21 protein-coding genes are annotated in these 19,102 nt (G+C 54.5%); 13 read left to right on the forward strand and 8 right to left on the reverse strand.

All coding sequences use genetic code 11. The features are described from left to right. Nucleotides 1–77: 77 nt before the first annotated feature. The 5 genes from tcyJ to KIF87_RS03465 form a co-directional block, all read right to left on the reverse strand. The gene (tcyJ, locus tag KIF87_RS03445; RefSeq protein WP_023336163.1) at nt 78–878 is read right to left on the reverse strand and encodes a cystine ABC transporter substrate-binding protein; all 801 of its coding nucleotides are present in this window, start codon (nt 876–878) and stop codon (nt 78–80) included. An 86-nt stretch (nt 879–964) separates the two neighbouring features. After that, nucleotides 965–1,516, reverse strand: coding sequence for a flagella biosynthesis regulatory protein FliZ (gene fliZ, locus KIF87_RS03450; RefSeq protein ID WP_213327897.1), 552 nt, complete (start codon nt 1,514–1,516; stop codon nt 965–967). Between the two features lie 54 nt (nt 1,517–1,570). After that, nucleotides 1,571–2,290 (reverse strand): RNA polymerase sigma factor FliA, encoded by a 720-nt coding sequence (locus tag KIF87_RS03455; protein ID WP_014170714.1) that lies wholly within the window; start codon nt 2,288–2,290, stop codon nt 1,571–1,573. A 129-nt stretch (nt 2,291–2,419) separates the two neighbouring features. After that, nucleotides 2,420–3,625, reverse strand: a complete 1,206-nt coding sequence (gene fliB / locus KIF87_RS03460) for a flagellin lysine-N-methylase (RefSeq protein ID WP_213327898.1) — start codon at nt 3,623–3,625, stop codon at nt 2,420–2,422. Between the two features lie 62 nt (nt 3,626–3,687). After that, nucleotides 3,688–4,512: a flagellin N-terminal helical domain-containing protein gene (locus tag KIF87_RS03465; RefSeq protein WP_063143661.1), complete on the reverse strand. Its 825-nt coding sequence runs from the start codon at nt 4,510–4,512 to the stop codon at nt 3,688–3,690. 401 nt (nt 4,513–4,913) lie between these two features. Between KIF87_RS03465 and fliD the strand changes: the two genes are divergently transcribed. The 4 genes from fliD to amyA are packed head-to-tail and all read left to right on the forward strand — an operon-like array spanning nt 4,914 to nt 8,685. Then, a complete protein-coding gene (gene fliD, locus KIF87_RS03470) occupies nt 4,914–6,338 on the forward strand; it encodes a flagellar filament capping protein FliD (RefSeq protein ID WP_063143660.1) in 1,425 nt (474 codons plus the stop codon). A gap of 21 nt (nt 6,339–6,359) precedes the next feature. Beyond that, the gene (fliS, locus tag KIF87_RS03475) at nt 6,360–6,764 is read left to right on the forward strand and encodes a flagellar export chaperone FliS (protein ID WP_121424269.1); all 405 of its coding nucleotides are present in this window, start codon (nt 6,360–6,362) and stop codon (nt 6,762–6,764) included. 6 nt (nt 6,765–6,770) lie between these two features. Continuing rightward, entirely contained in the window at nt 6,771–7,145 is a 375-nt protein-coding gene (fliT, locus tag KIF87_RS03480; RefSeq protein ID WP_008500332.1) for a flagella biosynthesis regulatory protein FliT, read from the forward strand. 52 nt (nt 7,146–7,197) lie between these two features. Beyond that, a complete protein-coding gene (gene amyA / locus KIF87_RS03485; RefSeq protein ID WP_213328020.1) occupies nt 7,198–8,685 on the forward strand; it encodes an alpha-amylase in 1,488 nt (495 codons plus the stop codon). Between the two features lie 102 nt (nt 8,686–8,787). Here the strand turns inward: amyA and yedD are convergent, their stop codons facing one another. The 3 genes from yedD to fliE form a co-directional block, all read right to left on the reverse strand. Further along, nucleotides 8,788–9,201 carry a lipoprotein YedD gene (gene yedD / locus KIF87_RS03490; RefSeq protein WP_213327899.1) on the reverse strand — a complete coding sequence of 138 codons (414 nt, stop codon included), beginning with the start codon at nt 9,199–9,201 and terminating at the stop codon, nt 8,788–8,790. Nucleotides 9,202–9,375: 174 nt separating this feature from the next. Then, on the reverse strand, nt 9,376–9,888 hold the full coding sequence (locus KIF87_RS03495) for a DUF4823 domain-containing protein (RefSeq protein ID WP_213327900.1): 513 nt from the start codon (nt 9,886–9,888) through the stop codon (nt 9,376–9,378). A gap of 243 nt (nt 9,889–10,131) precedes the next feature. Beyond that, nucleotides 10,132–10,446, reverse strand: coding sequence for a flagellar hook-basal body complex protein FliE (gene fliE / locus KIF87_RS03500; RefSeq protein ID WP_008500329.1), 315 nt, complete (start codon nt 10,444–10,446; stop codon nt 10,132–10,134). Nucleotides 10,447–10,674: 228 nt separating this feature from the next. Between fliE and fliF the strand changes: the two genes are divergently transcribed. From fliF to fliN, 9 genes are all read left to right on the forward strand, one after another. Continuing rightward, on the forward strand, nt 10,675–12,351 hold the full coding sequence (gene fliF, locus KIF87_RS03505) for a flagellar basal-body MS-ring/collar protein FliF (RefSeq protein ID WP_213327901.1): 1,677 nt from the start codon (nt 10,675–10,677) through the stop codon (nt 12,349–12,351). Beyond that, entirely contained in the window at nt 12,344–13,342 is a 999-nt protein-coding gene (gene fliG, locus KIF87_RS03510) for a flagellar motor switch protein FliG (RefSeq protein WP_063143657.1), read from the forward strand. Before fliF ends, fliG begins: the two co-directional genes overlap by 8 nt. Beyond that, nucleotides 13,335–14,042, forward strand: a complete 708-nt coding sequence (fliH, locus tag KIF87_RS03515; RefSeq protein WP_213327902.1) for a flagellar assembly protein FliH — start codon at nt 13,335–13,337, stop codon at nt 14,040–14,042. Before fliG ends, fliH begins: the two co-directional genes overlap by 8 nt. Beyond that, complete coding sequence (gene fliI / locus KIF87_RS03520; RefSeq protein WP_121424279.1) at nt 14,042–15,412, forward strand: flagellar protein export ATPase FliI; 1,371 nt, start codon at nt 14,042–14,044, stop codon at nt 15,410–15,412. The genes fliH and fliI overlap by 1 nt, the downstream gene beginning before the upstream one ends. A 21-nt stretch (nt 15,413–15,433) precedes the next feature. Beyond that, the gene (gene fliJ, locus KIF87_RS03525) at nt 15,434–15,877 is read left to right on the forward strand and encodes a flagellar export protein FliJ (RefSeq protein WP_023312304.1); all 444 of its coding nucleotides are present in this window, start codon (nt 15,434–15,436) and stop codon (nt 15,875–15,877) included. Then, entirely contained in the window at nt 15,874–17,106 is a 1,233-nt protein-coding gene (gene fliK / locus KIF87_RS03530; RefSeq protein WP_213327903.1) for a flagellar hook length control protein FliK, read from the forward strand. The genes fliJ and fliK overlap by 4 nt, the downstream gene beginning before the upstream one ends. A gap of 106 nt (nt 17,107–17,212) precedes the next feature. Continuing rightward, a complete protein-coding gene (gene fliL / locus KIF87_RS03535) occupies nt 17,213–17,683 on the forward strand; it encodes a flagellar basal body-associated protein FliL (RefSeq protein WP_023312306.1) in 471 nt (156 codons plus the stop codon). A 4-nt stretch (nt 17,684–17,687) separates the two neighbouring features. Beyond that, entirely contained in the window at nt 17,688–18,692 is a 1,005-nt protein-coding gene (gene fliM / locus KIF87_RS03540) for a flagellar motor switch protein FliM (RefSeq protein ID WP_023336184.1), read from the forward strand. Beyond that, on the forward strand, nt 18,689–19,102 hold the full coding sequence (fliN, locus tag KIF87_RS03545) for a flagellar motor switch protein FliN (RefSeq protein WP_023312308.1): 414 nt from the start codon (nt 18,689–18,691) through the stop codon (nt 19,100–19,102). Before fliM ends, fliN begins: the two co-directional genes overlap by 4 nt.

A 19,102-nucleotide genomic window follows, 5' to 3' on the forward strand; every position in this document is an offset into this window, starting at 1 on the left:
ATATTTTTCATTATGCACGCAGACGCGAAAGAAATAAAAAAGGCGCTTTTAAAAGCGCCTTTTTTTACGTCAGAAACTTATTTCGTGACGTCTGCACCGAACCACTTCTCGGAGAGCGCTTTCAGGCTTCCGTCTTTTTGCATGTCAGCAATCGCGGAATCAATCGCTTTGACCAGGTCTTCGTTACCTTTACGAACGGCCACGCCTGATTCCTGACGAGAGAATGCATCACCCGCAACGGCCAGGGTATTGTTGGTTTTCTTCACCAGATCCAGCGCTGCCAGGCGGTCAACCAGAATGGCGTCGATACGGCCCACGCGCAGATCCTGGTATTTTGTCGGGTCATCATCATAGGTGCGGATATCCACGCCCTGCACGTTCTGGCGCAGCCACTCTTCGTAGTTGGTCCCCAGACCAACACCGACTTTCTTCCCTTTCAGGTCCGCGGCAGTTTTAATCCCGCCTTCGTTGCCTTTCTTCACCAACGCCTGAATACCGGACACGGTGTACGGCGTAGAGAAGTCATATTTCTTCTTACGCTCGTCAGAAATGGTCACCTGATTAATCACCACATCAATACGTTTGGAATCCAGCGACGCCAGCATACCGTCCCATTTGGTCGGTTTCAGCGACGCTTTAACGCCGAGGTGCTTCGCCAGCTCTTCAGCAAACTCCACTTCAAAACCGGTCAGCTTACCGTCGTCGCCCTGGAAGCTGAACGGAGGATACGTTCCTTCCAGCCCGACCAGCAGCGTACCGCGCTCTTTTACTTTATTCAGCAGGTTTTCTGCGGCGAACGTTTTCACGCTCATGCCCGCAACCAGCGCAACGGCCATAACACCCATCAGCGCCTGACGACCCAGAAGTGCAAATTTCATAAATACCCCGATATAGTGGAATTTTTACGTAGTGTAGAGAAATCGCCTGCAACGTCAAAGGCGACTGCGCTACATCTTATTCTTTTTTAATATATATCAGAAGTTGTTCCGGCGTGGGCTTTCTGCTTTATGGCACCCGGCATTTGTACCTTGTATTGCGCATACTTGCGCAGCGCAATTCGGTAGTTGTTGGTGCTGGTCGCAGGCAGCCACGGCTCCAAATTTTCATCCAGATAACCGGTTGTCAGCAGATCGCGAGAAATATTGTTTACGGTCAGATGTTGCCCAAGGCGACGCAGGCGAACCACATATTCGCGAACGGTGCCGTGGCTCATCTCCGTTTGTTCAAACAGGAATTGCTTGAAGCCGATAATGTCGAAGAAGTCGCTTTGCTCTTTGCAGTGGAGATCCCCACAGAAACGGCAAAGCGCCACCCACTCTTTTTGCTCTTCGAGCCATGCTGATTCGTCCATCAACGTGTCGAGACGCGAAATCGCAATCTTATTGACGATTTCGCCCCGGCGAACCAGCGTGATACGATCGAGTAACTTGTTACAGTGGGCGCAATGCGTCTGGCTGTGTTTAAAGTCTTTCAGGTAGCGGCTTAAAGGCCGTCTTTTAGATTGCTGCACCGTCATGATAACTCCTGGTTGTCAATACGTTGTGCGGCATTTTTCAGGTGAATCAATCACCTATAACTTACCCAGCTTGGTTCGTAAGCGTTTAATGGCCTGGCTGTGCAGCTGGCTCACCCGCGACTCTCCCACCTCCAGAACAGCGCCAATCTCTTTGAGGTTAAGCTCTTCCTGGTAATAAAGGGTCAATACCAGCTGTTCGCGTTCAGGCAGAGCTTCAATAGCCTCCATGACGCGCTGGCGTAAATTCCCTTCCATTAAATGGTGTAACGGGTTTTCTTGCTGATGCTCATCCGTCACCAGCTCGATGCTATCGCCATGCTCTTCGCGCCACTCGTCATAAGAGAAGAGTTGGCTATTATTGGTATCGAGCAACATCTGACGATACTCTTCAACAGCAATGCCAAGACGTTCCGCCACTTCGGTTTCCGTTGCGTTACGTCCCAGTTCCTGTTCCAGCTGCCCCATCGCATGCGCCACTTCGCGCGCGTTGCGGCGAACACTGCGCGGCACCCAGTCACGGCTGCGCAGCTCGTCCAGCATCGCACCACGAATACGCTGAACTGCGTAAGTCGTAAATGCCGTTCCTTGCAGAGCGTCGTATCGGTCAACTGCATTCAATAACCCGATACCGCCCGCCTGTAGCAGATCGTCGAGTTCCACGCTCGCCGGCAAGCGCACCTGGAGGCGCAATGCTTCGTGACGCACCAGCGGGACATAACGCTGCCACAGCGAGTGTTTATCCATTACACCTTCAGCGGTATAGAGTGAATTCACGATAAACAGCCCTGCGTTAGTTGAGTTATCGGCATGATTATCCGATTCTGCAGGGCGTTCAATTGGATGAAAAAGGGGGATAAAGTGAGGTTATTCTGAGGTTGCCCACAACAGGGGCAACTTTTCTGCCTAAATTAACAGTTGTAACAATGAAAGATCGTCGCCAAGTTTGACGCTATCTATATGTTGATGAAAGAGCTTTCCCGCTTCCTGATTATGCTGGCTAAGGGAGTGGAAGCTGTAAATAACATCAATGATATTATCTTGTTCAATTTTTCCCGCCACGCGTGCCTGACCGGCAAGTAACGTTTTAAGGAAATAGAACTCCGCGACGATTAAATAAAGATTATTCAACATGCTGCGGCCATTGTTCTGCGGGAAGCTCTGCTCCCACAGTTTGTATTTAAAAAAGTTCTTAAATAAATGGTCATTGGTCGCCAGGTAACTGCCCGCCACATCGCGCCAGACGGACTCGATGTTTTCCATGACCCTCTCTGCCGGCACGGTGTCACCAGCAGACTCAAATTGTTGATAAAGCTGAGTAAAATAACGGTTTAATACCGCACCGCCGCGGGCTGTCGCTTTCTTCGTAAAGTAGCTCTGGATGAGCGAAATTAACGCAAATTTCAGGCTGTAGTTCTGATTAAATCCGCCTAATTCCGTTTTGATTTTACCGCTCACCAGTTCGTTAACCAGCGAGAAATAGACCGTTTCGAGCGTGCCGATATTCTCTTCGAGGTTTTCGAGCTTTTCAGCCACCATGAGGAATTTCACCACGGCGTAAACCTGTTCTTCAACGCTGACCGCCTCAACGCTGAAAATATTCTGGCAGAAGAGATTGATGACCTTTGCCTTCAAATCAATCATCGGCGCATTATTGACGTCCTGCTGGACGCTGATGGATTCCATCATCGACATAGACTCCCGATCGTTCAACAGAAGTCGGGTCACTTCCGGACACGAGAGGTTCAGCGATTTTTCGATTTCATTTTTATAGACCCGGTTTGTCCGTGGAAAGGACGAACAGGTTGGGCTTAAGGCCTGGGCACCCATGGCGCTATGAATAGAACAGAGTTTTTCCGTATCCATAAACGGGCAGTTTTTACTTTCCGTATGGAAAATCACTTCGCCCCAGTTGCCATACTGTTTTTTGGTGACTTTTATCGCCGTTTTCGCCGTATGACGAATGGCGGCATTTTTACTGTTCAGATAGCGATTAACGGAGGATTTATCAAACGCGATGGTCCAGCCCTGACAACAATGTTCACGGCATTCCCCACCGACACATGAAAAATCTGCGACCAGCTTTGGTTGAGTGACACTGATTTGTTTCACAGGCGGATTCTCAAATAGCAGAGATAAAAAAACCCCGCCGAAGCGGGGTTTCACGCGTAAAATTAACGCAGCAGAGACAGAACGGTCTGTGGAACCTGGTTTGCCTGAGACAGAACAGAAGTACCAGCCTGCTGCAGGATCTGCGCGCGGGACATGTTGGAAACTTCAGTTGCGTAGTCAGCGTCCTGGATACGGGACTGAGCAGCAGACAGGTTGTTAGAGGTGTTGTTCAGGTTGTTGATTGCAGAAGTGAAACGGTTCTGCACAGCACCCAGACCAGAACGTGCTTTATCAACGGTAGCGATAGCTTTGTCGATGGTGCTCAGGTCGGTAGCGGTCATTGCTTTCAGGTCGATTGCGTTCACGCCCAGAGTAGTAGAGTCAGCTTTAGCGCCGCTCAGATCCAGGTTGATGGTGTCGCCGTCGTTAACGCCAACCTGAATTTTAACCACACCAGCAGTACCTGCAGTGCCGTCCAGCAGTTTGATGCCGTTGAAGTCAGTTTTGCCCGCAACGCGGTCGATTTCAGCCAGACGAGCGGTAACTTCATCCTGCAGAGAAGCCAGGTCAGAGGTGCTGTTAGTACCAGTGCTTGCCTGAACAGCCAGTTCACGAACGCGCTGTAAGTTGTTGTTGATTTCGTTCAGGGAGCCTTCAGCAGTCTGCGCCATGGAGATACCGTCGTTGGCGTTACGTGCTGCCTGAGTCATGCCTTTGATCTGGGAGGTCATGCGGTTTGCAATCGCCTGGCCAGCAGCATCGTCTTTCGCGCTGTTAATACGCAGACCTGAAGACAGACGCTCGATAGCAGTACCCAGAGAAGACTGAGATTTGTTCAGGTTGTTCTGAGTAGTCAGGGACATCAGGTTAGTATTGATAACTGCCATAATTTTGTTTCCTTCAAAAATTGGGTTTTAGGTCCGGTGCCTAACACTCACAGCGTCTCTCACCGTCATCAAGGTTATCGACGGGTCCCCAAAAGACTTTAGAATCAATTTTCAAAAAATTACAAGATACTGATTATTAATGATTTTATTTTTAAAAAATCAATTAAGGCCCGTCAGAGGTTTATTATTTACGCTTTTTTAACGCTCAAAGAGATGACAAAAAAGGCACACACTTAATCGTGTTTTTAATGCACTGATAATGACACTAAAGTGCAATCCTTTCATTTACCCCGCCAGGACGCGTCTATTCTTTGGATTATTTTTTTCTCACCATCGTAAACTTTTACGCTGAGAGGCCGATAAGAGTCCTGAACTACTTTCGTATTTTAAGGAAAATATGCATGGCTACTATCAGTAACCTCGGGATAGGTTCTGCAGGACTCGGGGATTTATATAATCAGTTGGAAGCGGCAGAAAAAACCAAGCTGACGACGATTACTTCCCAGCAATCAACGTATAACGCACAGTTAAGCGCTTACGGCAAGCTGCAGAGCGCCATGACATCGCTGCAGACTGCGACCGCTGCACTGGGTAAAGCAACCACCTGGAACTCAACGTCCGTTAGCAGCACCAACACGGCCTTTACCGCCACGACAACGGCTGACGCGTCCGTGGGTTCCTTTGTTGTCAACGTCAACCAGGTTGCAAAGGCACAGGCGCTCACTACCGGCTCCTATGCTAACAACACGGACCTGCTGGGCGATACGACAGGTACAACGCGTAAAATCACCATCACCCAGCCGGGTACCAAAACGCCTTTAGAGGTGAACCTGGCAGATGGCGATACGTCGCTGGCCGGGATCGCGAGCGCCATTAATAAAGCGAACGGCAACGTCACCGCCAGCGTCATTAAAGCGAAAGACGGTGATTACCGCCTGATGCTGTCATCAAAAACCACCGGTACGGATGGTGCGATGACGGTAAGCGTTACCGGCGACGCCAAGCTGCAAAGCGCAATTGGCTACGATTCAAGCACCAAAACGGGCGCGCTGACGGTGAACACCGACGCGCAGAACGCGATTGTGGTGGTGAACAACATCTCCATCGAGCGTCAGTCGAATACCATTACCGATGCGCTGCCTGGAGTCACCTTCTCGGTGAAGGCCGAAAGCAAAGCCGATGAAACCCTTGAGGTTTCACGCGCAACGGATGCAAACCAGAAGGCGATCACAGACTGGGTCACGGCGTACAACTCGCTGCAGTCCACCATTAACAGTCTGACGAAGTATGTTGCGGTCGATGCAGGCGCCGGCGGCCAGTCTACCAGCAACGGCGCGCTGGTCGGTGATGCGAACGTGCGCGGAGTTCAGTCTCAGCTGCGCGGCCTGCTAACCGAAGCACAAACCGGCTCGGTTCAGATCATGGCCCAGCTGGGGATTACCCAGGACCCGGTGAAAGGCGCGGACGGTACCGTCGGTAACCTGAAAGTCGATACCGATAAGCTGAAAAAAGTACTTACTGACAACCCTGGCGCCGTACAGCAGTATTTTGTTGGTGACGGGAAAACCACCGGTCTGGCCACCCAGATGAACAACACGCTGACCAACATGCTCAGCACCAGTACCGGTAACGCCGGCGTGATCCAGAACGCAAAAGACGGGATCAACAAAACGCTGAAAACCCTGGGCGAACGTTACGATGCCATGGATGCTCAAATTGAAGCCACCATGGCGCGTTACAAAACCCAGTTCACCAGTCTGGACGTATTAGTCACCAAAATGACCAGTACAGCCAACTACCTGACCCAACAGTTCTCACAAAAGTAGTCGTAGCCTTCAGGAGTGGATATGTATAAGACCTCTGGTGTTCAATCCTATCAGCAGATAGGAGTAGAAAGCGCAGTCATGAATGCCAGTCCACACCAGCTGATTGTCATGTTGTTCGACGGGGCGCATAGCGCCCTTGTTCGCGCGCGTTTGTTCATGGAAGCCGGACAAATTCGTGAGAAAGGCGAAGCCTTATCCAAAGCCATCAACATCATCGACAACGGTTTAAAAGCAGGACTGAACATGGAGGTTGAGAGCGACTTGTCCGATAATCTTGCCTCCTTGTACGAATATATGGTTCGACGTTTGTTGCTGGCGAATGTCAGTAACGACGTAGACGCAATTGTTGAAGTCGAGGGTTTATTAAACAACATTGCGGATGCGTGGAAGCAAATCGGCCCCAATGCGTCCTCTATTTCAGGATAATTTTTGATGAATAATCCCAGCGCAGCGCTTAGCCACTGGCAGGCGTTACATGCTCAGAGCATTGCTATGCTAAATCTCGCACATTCTGGTCAATGGGATGCGCTTATCGAGCAGGAAATGCATTACGTACAACTGGTGGAAAGGATTTCTCAAACGCCCATCATGTCATGCCCTCCGGCTCAGGTTGAGCAAGCGCGTGCGCTGCTGGAAATGATCCTTGAAAATGAGAATGCGCTAAAGGCACTGCTGAAGGTCCGCATGGACGAACTGCGCAATCTGATTGATCAAACCGGTAAACAGCAATCCATCACGTCTACCTATGGAAAGCTGTCAGGGAATATTCTTTATCCAGAAAGTTTTACCCGCGACACACAACTATGATTTCTTCATCCATACTCCAGAAGTCTGCCAACCGGCTTCTGGAGCAAGGATGATGAAAAACCCCACCCTGTTACAATGTTTTCACTGGTATTACCCTGCTGGCGGTGAATTGTGGCGAGAGGTCACGGCGTTAGCTCCCAATCTTAACGAAATCGGCATCAACATGATCTGGCTACCGCCCGCCTATAAAGGTGCGTCCGGCGGGTATTCTGTTGGCTATGACTCTTACGACCTGTTCGATCTCGGCGAGTTTGACCAGAAAGGCAGTATTGCCACGAAATACGGCGACAAAGCACAGCTGCTGGAGGCCATCGACGCTCTCAAAAGCAACGACATAGCCGTGCTGCTGGACGTGGTGGTCAACCACAAAATGGGCGCCGATGAGAAGGAGTCCGTGCGCGTTCAGCGCGTGAACGAACAGGACCGCACGCAAATCGATGACGAGGTTATTGAGTGCGAAGCCTGGACTCGCTACACCTTCCCCGTCCGGGCCGGGCAGTATTCGCAGTTCATCTGGGATTACAAATGCTTCAGCGGCGTCGACCATATTGAAAACCCCGATGAAGACGGCATCTTTAAAATCGTCAACGACTACACCGGCGAAGGCTGGAACGATCAGGTTGATGATGAGATGGGTAACTTCGATTACCTGATGGGCGAAAATATCGACTTTCGCAATCACGCCGTGACCGAGGAGATAAAATACTGGGCCCGCTGGGTCATGGAACAGACGCGCTGCGACGGTTTTCGTCTGGACGCCGTCAAGCATATTCCCGCCTGGTTTTACAAAGAGTGGATTGAGCACGTCCAGGAAGTCGCCGACCAGCCGCTGTTTATCGTGGCGGAGTACTGGTCCCATGAGGTGGATAAACTTCAGGCCTATATTGACCAGGTCGAAGGCAAAACCATGCTGTTTGATGCCCCCCTGCAGATGAAATTCCACGAGGCGTCACGTCAGGGCCGGGATTACGACATGAGCCAAATCTTCACCGGTACCCTGGTGGAAGCCGATCCGTTTCATGCGGTCACCCTCGTCGCGAACCATGACACCCAACCCCTGCAGGCGCTCGAAGCGCCGGTCGAGGCCTGGTTCAAGCCGCTGGCCTACGCGCTGATCCTGCTGCGGGAAAACGGCGTGCCGAGCGTCTTTTATCCGGATCTCTTCGGCGCCAGCTATGACGACACGGGAGGCGACGGTGAAACCTACCATATTGATATGCCGGTCATTGAGCAGCTTCACGAGCTGATCCTCGCGCGCCAGCGTTTTGCCCACGGCGTGCAGACGCTGTTTTTCGACCATCCTAACTGCATCGCCTTCAGCCGCAGCGGCACGGAAGACGATCCCGGCTGCGTGGTGGTACTTTCTAACGGCGACGACGGTGAAAAAGTGATTTGCCTGGGTGAAAACTACGGCAACAAAACGTGGCGGGATTTTCTCGGCAATCGCGAAGAAACCATCACTACGGCGGCGGATGGCGAAGGGACGTTTACCTGTAATGGGGGGAGCGTCAGCATTTGGGTAATAGAGGATGCGCTGTAGAACGGGAAACGTGCGGCCTGATGCCCTCACCCCGTCCCTCTCCCACAGGGAGAGGGCGCAAACACCAAAAACGGCAACGAGGTTGCCGTTTTGCGTTTACCCTTAGGGTAGCTTACTCTCCAGCGGATGCTTGCTCAGGTAATCCGCACACTCAACCGTTGGGCGGTCGACCTTCTGCAGCTCCAGCCCGTCGTACTCAAGCGTCGAGCCATCGCGCTCCAGCGGATAGATATCGAGCTTACGCGTCACGTTGTAATAGCTGTCTGAACGCAGCATGATTTTCCCCGGCACGGCAATCACGCGCAGCCACTGACGGCAGTCCAGCGTGTCGCCCTCCTCCGTCACCACCAGCGTGGCAATCGCCTTCGGGCTGACCATTTTGCTCTGCGGTCCTTTCGACTGCCAGTATCCCGCCAGATTCGCCGGGACAGGATGCTTGATCACGTCGTTATAGTTATCGACCTGAACGCACCCGGTCAGTGCCAGCAGCGCGCCAGCAATTGCTATTTTTTTCATCATCTTTCCTGCATTCGAAGAAAAAAATATTGTGGCATTAAAGCGCTGCGGCTGCCAGCGAAGATCGAAAGGTCTTAAGCTATAGCTATCACGCACTCTCCTGAAGCTCCTGCCTACCGCGTGCAGACAAAAAACCCCGGTTGTACGGGGTTTCGCAAGGAGTCTGATAGATAATTAATACAGGCTTGAGACGAACGTGTTTATCGGCTCCGGCAGCAAATCCTGCGGGTGATCGCCACCGAAGGTCGCCCACTTGCTTTTGCCGTTGATAATGGTTGATGCAACCCGATTATTGGATTCAGCATTATAAACAGTAATTTTCACTTCAATCTTGTCCGGAATGCCAGACCACTCGGTTGCACGATCTTCCCAATGCAGTATCTGCGGGACCACATAATATCCCCGGCTGATTGAATGGCCAGTTTTCAGACATGGGACATCATCACAGTCAGCAAAAACAGTAACTTTATCGGAATGCCGTAAAAATGCCGCTTTTACAGCGTCGGCCGTTGCTTTGCCTGAACCCGAATAAGTGTGTGTCTCATAAACGCCATCAGTTGGCTGAGAAATCACAACCGGGACATCTTTTACCAGGTGCTCTGTACGCTCCTGAATATTATTTGTGCTGTATTTAGCGGAACAACCTGCCAGTAAAATTGCAGAAGAAACCAGAAACGCTCTTTTCACTTTTCTATCCCTGTAAAATAAAGGAGTTACATTTTATCAGGGCAGTCCAGGTGAAACATATATCTGCATCATGAAGACGTAACATATCGCGTGATATGAATCAGAGAGTTCGGTTCTGGAAGGCGGAAAATGAACAGACGAGACACCAGTCCAGAACCAAAACGAAAGAGGATTTGCCCCGCTCATGCCCCACGTCGTGGGTCAGGGCAGTAATCAACTATCAATATCATCAGGTTAGTTAACCTAAACCTGCATCCCCATCACTTCCTGATACGCCGACACCAGCTTGTTACGCACCTGGATCCCCATCTGCAGGGAAACCGAGGCTTTTTGCAAATCGGTCATCACATCATTCAGCGCCACGCCAGGCTCACCGAGGGTGAACTTTTCTGCCTGAGTGCGTGCTGCAGTCTGGGTATCACTGATACGGTCAAGAGCGGCATGCAGTTGCCCTGCGAAGCTGATGCTCGGCTGCTGATCTGCCACATTCTGATTACGGGCCGTCATCGCCGTTGCCTGCAACTGACTGATTACCCCTTCAATACCCTGTATAGCCATGACTTTCCCCTGGATGGTTTTTTACGCGGTCAAGACTAACAGCTTGTCAATAAGATAATGGCGGTAAATAGCGTGAAAAAACCAGGTTATTTGACGCATAGAAAATCACGAATCATCAAATAATGGCAGGGCCATCAATATGGAACTTTTGTCGTGTTTGCCGACCCGGGAGTCAGTTTTGTTTCTCTACACGAATAACGTAAACCACCAGGATTTAAGAGGTGCGCAATGAGTGCAACAGCATCGACAGCGCCGCAGAATAAATCACTCGAGTGGATGAACCGCCTTCGCGCGAATCCTAAAATCCCGTTGATCGTGGCAGGCGCTGCCGCAATTGCGATCCTTGTAGCGATGGTCCTGTGGGCGAAAAGCCCTGATTACCGGACGCTCTACAGCAACCTTTCCGATCAGGATGGCGGCGCCATCGTCACCCAGCTTACCCAGATGAACATCCCTTATCGCTTTGCCGATAATGGCGGTGCGCTTGAGGTACCGGCAGATAAGGTGCACGAACTGCGTCTGCGTCTGGCTCAGCAGGGGCTGCCGAAGGGCGGTGCCGTTGGCTTTGAGCTGCTGGATCAGGAAAAATTCGGTATCAGCCAGTTCAGCGAGCAGGTGAACTACCAGCGTGCGCTGGAAGGTGAACTGGCCCGCACCATTGAAACATTAGGCCCGGTGAAGAGTGCCCGCGTGCACCTTGCGATGCCTAAACCTTCTTTATTTGTCCGTGAACAGAAATCACCTTCGGCTTCCGTTACCGTGAACCTCCAGGCTGGCCGCGCGCTGGACGAAGGGCAAATCAGCGCTGTGACGCATCTCGTCTCCAGCGCCGTCGCCGGTCTGCCGCCGGGTAACGTGACGCTGGTAGACCAAAGTGGTCACCTGCTGACGCAATCCAATACCGCCGGTCGCGATCTGAATGATGCGCAGCTGAAGTATGCCTCCGATGTCGAAAACCGCCTCCAGCGCCGTATTGAAGCCATCCTCGGCCCGGTCGTGGGTAACAGCAACGTGCACGCGCAGGTTACCGCGCAGATCGACTTCGCGAATAAAGAACAAACTGAAGAGCAATACAGCCCGAACGGCGATGCGGCTCAGGCGGTGATGCGTTCACGCCAGATCAATTCGAACGAGCAGGTCGGCGGTGCATACCCAGGCGGCGTGCCGGGCGCACTCTCTAATCAGCCTGCCCCGGCTAACGCGGCGCCGATTTCTACGCCTCCGGCCAATCAGCAGAACGGTCAGCAAAATCAGCAGACCACCTCAACGACCAGCAACGCCGGTCCGCGTACCAGCAGCCGTAACGAAACCACGAACTACGAAGTGGATCGGACGATTCGCCACACTAAACTGAACGTGGGCGATATTCAGCGTCTTTCCGTTGCGGTAGTGGTGAACTACAAAACGCTGGCGGATGGCAAACCGCTGCCGCTGACCGCCGAGCAGATGAAGCAGATTGAAAACCTGACCCGTGAAGCGATGGGTTACTCCGAGAAGCGCGGCGATACCCTCAACGTGGTGAACTCACCGTTCAACTCGGTTGAAGAGACCGGCGGTGAACTGCCGTTCTGGCAACAGCAGGCGTTTATCGATCAGCTGATGTCCGCAGGACGCTGGCTGCTGGTGCTGATTGTCGCGTGGCTGCTGTGGCGTAAGGCCGTTCGTCCGCAGCTTCAGCGTCGTGCTGAAGCCGAAAAAGCGGCTCGCGAACAGATGTCTACGCGTCAGGAAACGGAAGAAGCGGTTGAAGTTCGCCTCAGTAAAGATGAACAGATGCAGCAGCGTCGTGCTAACCAGCGCATGGGCGCTGAGGTCATGAGCCAGCGCATTCGCGAAATGTCAGATAACGATCCGCGCGTCGTGGCGCTGGTCATCCGCCAGTGGATGGGTAACGAACATGAGTAATACGCTTACGGGCACCGATAAAAGCGTCATCCTGTTGATGACCATTGGCGAAGATCGCGCGGCAGAGGTGTTTAAACACCTCTCCCAGCGTGAAGTGCAAATTCTCAGTGCGGCGATGGCCAGCGTGCGTCAAATCTCCAATAAACAGCTGACCGAAGTGCTGTCGGAATTTGAACAGGAAGCCGAACAGTTTGCCGCGCTGAACGTCAACGCCAACGACTACCTGCGTTCCGTGCTGGTCAAGGCGCTGGGCGAAGAGCGTGCCGCCAGCCTGCTGGAAGATATTCTGGAAACGCGCGATACCGCCAGCGGTATCGAAACGCTCAACTTTATGGAACCGCAGAGTGCCGCCGACCTTATTCGCGACGAGCACCCGCAGATTATCGCCACCATCCTTGTCCACCTCAAACGTGGCCAGGCGGCCGATATTCTGGCGCTGTTCGAAGAGCGCCTGCGCCACGATGTGATGCTGCGTATCGCCACCTTCGGCGGCGTCCAGCCGGCCGCGCTGGCGGAGCTGACCGAAGTGCTGAACAACCTGCTCGACGGTCAGAACCTCAAGCGCAGCAAAATGGGCGGCGTGAGAACGGCGGCGGAAATTATCAACCTGATGAAAACGCAGCAGGAAGAGGCCGTCATTACGGCGGTTCGCGAATTCGACGGCGAGCTGGCACAGAAAATCATCGACGAGATGTTCCTGTTCGAAAACCTCGTGGAAGTGGACGACCGCAGCATCCAGCGACTGCTCCAGGAAGTGGACTCCGAGTCGCTGCTTATCGCCCTCAAAGGTGCCGAGCAGCCGCTGCGCGAGAAGTTCCTGCGCAACATGTCTCAGCGTGCGGCCGATATCCTGCGCGACGACCTTGCCAACCGCGGCCCGGTTCGTCTGTCTCAGGTGGAAAACGAACAGAAAGCCATTCTGCTTATTGTTCGTCGTCTGGCGGAAACCGGCGAGATGGTGATTGGCAGCGGAGACGACACCTATGTCTAATGAGCTGCCGTGGAAGCGCTGGACGCCGGACGATCTGGCCCCTCCCCTCTCCGAGTTCACGCCAGCCGTGATACCGAGCGAGGAGCGTGATCCGGACGTCGAGCAGCCCGAGCTGAGCGAAGAGGAGCAGCAGGCACAGATGCTGGCTCAGCTGCAAATGCAGGCGCACGAGCAGGGCTATAATGCCGGTCTGAACGAAGGCCGGCAGAAAGGCCACGACCTTGGCTATCAGGAAGGTCTGGCGAAAGGGCTAGAGCACGGTATCGATCAGGCGCGCCAGCAGCAGGCGCCGATCCATGCCCGCATGCAGCAGCTGGTCAGCGAGTTCCAGCATACGCTGGACGCGCTGGACAGCGTGATTGCCTCGCGACTGATGCAGATGGCGCTGGAAGCCGCGCGTCAGGTTATCGGCCAGACGCCCGTGGTGGATAACACTGCGCTGATAAAACAAATTCAGGGTCTGCTTCAGCAGGAGCCGCTGTTCAGCGGGAAGCCTCAGCTGCGCGTCCATCCGGACGATCTGCAGCGCGTTGAAGAAAGCCTGGGGGCGACGCTAAACCTGCACGGCTGGCGTCTGCGCGGCGACCCGTCGTTGCATCACGGCGGCTGTAAAGTCTCTGCCGATGAAGGTGACCTGGATGCCAGCGTCGCCACCCGCTGGCAGGAACTGTGCCGCCTGGCGGCACCGGGAGTCGTCTGATGACTGCGCGCCTCACCCGCTGGCTCACCACGCTCGACAACTTTGAGACGAAGATGGCGCAACTGCCGTCCGTTCGTCGTTATGGGCGACTGACGCGCGCCACCGGTCTGGTTCTGGAGGCCACCGGCCTCCAGCTTCCGCTGGGCGCGACCTGCGTCATTGAGCGTCAGGATGGTCTGGAAACGCGTGAAGTTGAAAGCGAAGTGGTCGGGTTTAACGGCCAGCGCCTGTTCCTGATGCCGCTTGAAGAGGTGGAAGGCATTCTGCCCGGCGCGCGCGTGTATGCCAAAAACATTTCTGGCGACGGGCTGCAAAGCGGGAAGCAGCTGCCGCTTGGCCCTGCCCTGCTGGGCCGCGTGCTGGACGGCAGCGGGAAACCGCTCGACGGGCTGCCCTCCCCGGACACCACCGAAACCGGCGCGCTGATCACCCAGCCGTTCAACCCCCTGCAGCGTACCCCTATCGAGCATGTGCTGGACACCGGCGTGCGCCCGATTAACGCCCTGCTGACCGTGGGTCGCGGGCAGCGTATGGGCCTGTTCGCCGGGTCAGGCGTGGGTAAATCCGTCCTGCTCGGCATGATGGCGCGCTATACCCAGGCCGATGTGATCGTCGTGGGGCTGATCGGCGAACGTGGTCGTGAAGTAAAAGACTTTATTGAAAACATTCTGGGTGCGGAAGGCCGCGCCCGCTCGGTGGTTATCGCCGCGCCGGCGGACGTGTCGCCGCTGCTGCGTATGCAGGGTGCCGCCTATGCCACCCGTATTGCCGAAGATTTCAGGGACCGAGGCAAGCACGTGCTGCTGATCATGGATTCCCTGACCCGTTACGCGATGGCGCAGCGTGAAATCGCGCTGGCCATCGGTGAGCCACCGGCGACCAAAGGCTACCCGCCTTCGGTATTCGCCAAGCTCCCTGCCCTCGTTGAGCGCGCGGGGAACGGCATCACCGGCGGCGGCTCCATCACCGCGTTCTATACGGTACTGACGGAAGGCGATGACCAGCAGGACCCGATTGCCGACTCCGCGCGCGCGATCCTTGACGGTCATATTGTTCTGTCGCGTCGTCTGGCCGAAGCCGGGCACTATCCGGCCATTGATATTGAAGCCTCTATCAGCCGCGCAATGACGGCGCTGATAACCGAGAAGCACTACGCCCGCGTGCGTAACTTCAAACAACTCCTCTCCAGCTTCCAGCGCAACCGCGATCTGGTCAGCGTGGGGGCGTATGCCAAAGGCAGCGACCCGATGCTCGACAAAGCGATTAGCCTGTGGCCGCAGCTGGAGGCATTTTTGCAACAAGGCATTTTTGAACGCGCCGACTGGGAAGATTCAATTCAGGCACTGGAGCTGATTTTCCCGCAGGTGTAACACAGGTGGAGGGCGAAGGTCATGGCGCAAAACAGCGCGTTATCAACGCTGAAAGATCTGGCTGAAAAAGAAGTTGATGATGCCGCATTGCAGCTAGGCGCAATGCGACGCGGGTGCCAGCAGGCTGAAGAACAGTTGAAGATGTTGATCGACTATCAGCATGAATATCGCACCAACCTCAATACCGATATGACACAGGGCATTGGAAGCCAGCGCTGGATTAACTATCAGCAGTTTATCCAGACGCTGGAGAAGGCGATAGATCAGCATCGCCAGCAGCTTAACCAGTGGACCCAGAAAGTCGATACCGCGCTGAATTTCTGGCGTGAGAAGAAGCAGCGGCTGCAGGCCTGGCAGACTTTACAGGACCGACAGATCGCGGCAACGACCCTGGCGGAAAACCGTCTGGATCAGAAGAAAATGGATGAGTTTGCCCAGCGCGCATCAATGAGGAAACCGGAATGATCACACTGCAACAACTGCTGATGAGCGACAGCGACCTGTCAGGCGGCACGCTAACGGGGAAAGGCACCGACGGTGCACAGGACTTTCTCTCTCTGCTGGCGGGCGCCCTGTCGGACGCAACGGGCAAGGGCAAAGATGCGCCGCTGACCCTGGCCGATCTGAAAGCCGCAGGCAGTAAGCTGTCAAAAGTGGCTCAGGACGCCAAAGGGGATACCGCCCTTCAGGCCAAAATTGCCGACCTGCTCTCGCGCCAAACCGCGCTGAATGGCGATGAAACCTCCCCCGTCACGCCGCTTGATACGCTGGTTTCCGGGCTGGTACCGCTGTCTAAGGGCGACGCGCTGAAGACCCTCAATGCGGCAAACAGCAAGGATGACGGTAAAAGCGAGCTGAGCGAAGAAGAGCTGGCCGGATTAAGCGCGCTGATGGCGATGCTGCCGCACCAGCAAACTACCGCCTCTCGCGCGGCAGGCAGTGACGGCGTATCCGCCACCTCAACGCTGAATTCCGCGGCGCTTTCGCACAATGGCGCGGGCCAACCGTCCCTGAACGCGCTTCCGGGAAGCCATGATAAAGCGCAGAGTTCTGTGCCTTATCAGAGCCAGGTGAAAAATAACGACCCGGCCCTGTCGGGCAACGCGCTGGCAACCCCGGCCGTGGCCGCGGCGGCAGAGAAGCAGGAGCTCGCCAGCTCTTCCTCTTCAGCCTCCCCAACGGCCACCCTGGCACCGATTATGTCCAGCCATGCGACCAGTCAGACGGCCGCCACCGTCGCCACCGCGCCGGTGTTAAGCCAGCCTCTGGGAACCCACGAATGGCAGCAATCCCTGAGCCAGCACATCACTCTGTTCACTAAGCAGGGCCAGCAGACGGCAGAGCTGCGTCTGCACCCGGAAGATCTGGGTCAGGTGCAAATTTCGCTCAAGCTGGATGATAACCAGGCGCAGCTGCAGATGGTCTCTGCGCACAGCCACGTCCGCGCGGCACTGGAAGCCGCGCTGCCGGTACTGCGGACCTCGCTGGCGGAGAACGGCATTCAGCTTTCACAGAGCAGCGTCAGCAGCGAGAGCTTCGCCGGGCAGCAGCAGTCTTCATCCCAGCAGCAGCACCAGGCTTCGCGTTCCGGCAACACCGGCGGTTTTAATGAAGAGAGCGATGAACTACTGCCTGTCCCTGCCGCCCTGCAATCCGCAGCGCGCGGTAACAGTGCCGTAGACATCTTCGCCTAAACGCCAGAGGTAGCGTGATTATCCCCGTCTTTTCCACGCTTTGACGACAGCAGGACACGGGATAATCACCTTATTAAGCTGTACCGAAACAGGAAGCTCGTATCAGATGACTGACTCCGCTATCACCAAAAAAAGTAAGCGTTCCATCTGGATCCCGCTGCTGGTGTTGATCACGCTCGCCGCCTGCGCTACCGCGGGCTATAGTTACTGGCGTATGCAGCAGGAACCTACCACCGCTGCAGCCAAAGCTGAAGCGCCACCTCCGCCGGCACCCGTGTTTTTCCCGCTGGATACCTTCACCGTCAACCTGGGTGATGCGGATCGCGTGCTTTATGTTGGCATTACGCTGCGCCTGAAAGATGAAGCCACCCGTTCACGTCTGAACGATTACCTTCCAGAAGTGCGCAGCAGACTTCTGCTGCTGTTCTCTCGTCAGGACGCTTCGGCGCTGGCCACCGATGTGGGTAAGCAAAAGCTGGTCGACGCTATTAAACAAACGCTGGCGACCCCGCTGGTAAACGGCCAACCTAAGCAGGAAGTCACTGACGTTCTGTATACAGCATTCATTCTGCGGTAACGACATGGGCGACAGTATTCTTTCTCAGGCAGAAATCGATGCGCTGCTCAACGGCGACAGCGATAACAATGATGATCCTAAACCGGGTATTGGCGGCGATAGCGATATTCGTCCCTATGACCCGAATACCCAGCGTCGCGTGGTACGTGAACGTCTGCAGGCGCTGGAGATCATTAACGAACGTTTTGCACGTCAGTTCCGTATGGGGCTGTTTAACCTGCTGCGTCGTAGCCCGGATATCACGGTCGGTGCGATCCGCATTCAGCCGTATCATGAGTTTGCCCGCAACCTGCCGGTGCCAACCAACCTTAACCTGATTCATCTGAAGCCGCTGCGCGGCACCGGTCTGGTGGTGTTTTCGCCAAGCCTGGTGTTCATCGCGGTGGATAACCTGTTCGGCGGCGACGGGCGTTTCCCGACCAAAGTAGAAGGTCGTGAATTCACCCATACCGAACAGCGCGTCATTAACCGCATGCTGAAGCTGGCGCTGGAGTCATACAGCGACGCGTGGAAAGCGATTAACCCGCTGGAAGTGGAGTACGTCCGTTCTGAGATGCAGGTGAAATTTACCAATATCACCACCTCCCCGAACGATATCGTCGTTAACACCCCGTTCCACGTGGAGATCGGTAACCTGACCGGCGAGTTCAACATCTGCCTGCCGTTCAGCATGATCGAACCGCTGCGCGAGCTGCTGGTTAACCCGCCGCTGGAGAACTCCCGCAACGAAGACCAGAACTGGCGTGAAAACCTGGTCCGCCAGGTCCAGCATTCGCAGCTTGAGCTGGTGGCGAGCTTCGCCGATATCCCGCTGCGGTTATCTCAGATCCTGAAATTACAACCCGGCGATGTTTTGCCGATAGAAAAACCCGACCGCATTATTGCCCATGTGGATGGTGTCCCCGTGCTGACAAGCCAGTACGGCACGATTAACGGTCAGTATGCGTTACGCGTTGAGCACTTGATCAACCCGATTTTGAATTCGCTGAATGAGGAACAGCCCAAATGAGTGACATGAACAATCCGTCCGATGAAAACAGCGGAGCACTGGACGATCTGTGGGCTGACGCGTTAAACGAGCAAAAAGCACCCCCGGCCAAAAGTGCTGCGGATGCCGTATTCCAGCAGCTCGGCGGCGGTGACGTCAGCGGCACGCTGCAGGACATCGACCTGATTATGGATATCCCGGTTAAGCTGACCGTTGAGCTGGGACGCACCCGTATGACCATTAAGGAGCTGCTGCGCCTGACGCAGGGTTCCGTGGTGGCCCTTGACGGTCTGGCCGGCGAGCCGCTGGATATTCTGATCAACGGCTATCTGATTGCCCAGGGTGAAGTGGTGGTGGTTGCCGATAAATACGGCGTACGTATCACCGACATCATTACCCCGTCTGAACGTATGCGTCGTCTGAGCCGTTAA

The organism is Enterobacter sp. 120016, assembly GCF_018383635.1.
Classification (GTDB): domain Bacteria; phylum Pseudomonadota; class Gammaproteobacteria; order Enterobacterales; family Enterobacteriaceae; genus Enterobacter; species Enterobacter asburiae_D.

Coding starts and splice junctions, on each gene's coding strand:
- tcyJ (WP_023336163.1), bottom strand. CDS start 878: ATGAAATTTGCACTTCTGGGTCGTCAGGCGCTGATGGGTGTTATGGCC.
- fliZ (WP_213327897.1), bottom strand. CDS start 1,516: ATGACGGTGCAGCAATCTAAAAGACGGCCTTTAAGCCGCTACCTGAAA.
- KIF87_RS03465 (WP_063143661.1), bottom strand. CDS start 4,512: ATGGCAGTTATCAATACTAACCTGATGTCCCTGACTACTCAGAACAAC.
- fliD (WP_063143660.1), top strand. CDS start 4,914: ATGGCTACTATCAGTAACCTCGGGATAGGTTCTGCAGGACTCGGGGAT.
- fliS (WP_121424269.1), top strand. CDS start 6,360: ATGTATAAGACCTCTGGTGTTCAATCCTATCAGCAGATAGGAGTAGAA.
- fliT (WP_008500332.1), top strand. CDS start 6,771: ATGAATAATCCCAGCGCAGCGCTTAGCCACTGGCAGGCGTTACATGCT.
- amyA (WP_213328020.1), top strand. CDS start 7,198: ATGAAAAACCCCACCCTGTTACAATGTTTTCACTGGTATTACCCTGCT.
- yedD (WP_213327899.1), bottom strand. CDS start 9,201: ATGAAAAAAATAGCAATTGCTGGCGCGCTGCTGGCACTGACCGGGTGC.
- fliE (WP_008500329.1), bottom strand. CDS start 10,446: ATGGCTATACAGGGTATTGAAGGGGTAATCAGTCAGTTGCAGGCAACG.
- fliF (WP_213327901.1), top strand. CDS start 10,675: ATGAGTGCAACAGCATCGACAGCGCCGCAGAATAAATCACTCGAGTGG.
- fliG (WP_063143657.1), top strand. CDS start 12,344: ATGAGTAATACGCTTACGGGCACCGATAAAAGCGTCATCCTGTTGATG.
- fliH (WP_213327902.1), top strand. CDS start 13,335: ATGTCTAATGAGCTGCCGTGGAAGCGCTGGACGCCGGACGATCTGGCC.
- fliI (WP_121424279.1), top strand. CDS start 14,042: ATGACTGCGCGCCTCACCCGCTGGCTCACCACGCTCGACAACTTTGAG.
- fliJ (WP_023312304.1), top strand. CDS start 15,434: ATGGCGCAAAACAGCGCGTTATCAACGCTGAAAGATCTGGCTGAAAAA.
- fliK (WP_213327903.1), top strand. CDS start 15,874: ATGATCACACTGCAACAACTGCTGATGAGCGACAGCGACCTGTCAGGC.
- fliL (WP_023312306.1), top strand. CDS start 17,213: ATGACTGACTCCGCTATCACCAAAAAAAGTAAGCGTTCCATCTGGATC.
- fliM (WP_023336184.1), top strand. CDS start 17,688: ATGGGCGACAGTATTCTTTCTCAGGCAGAAATCGATGCGCTGCTCAAC.
- fliN (WP_023312308.1), top strand. CDS start 18,689: ATGAGTGACATGAACAATCCGTCCGATGAAAACAGCGGAGCACTGGAC.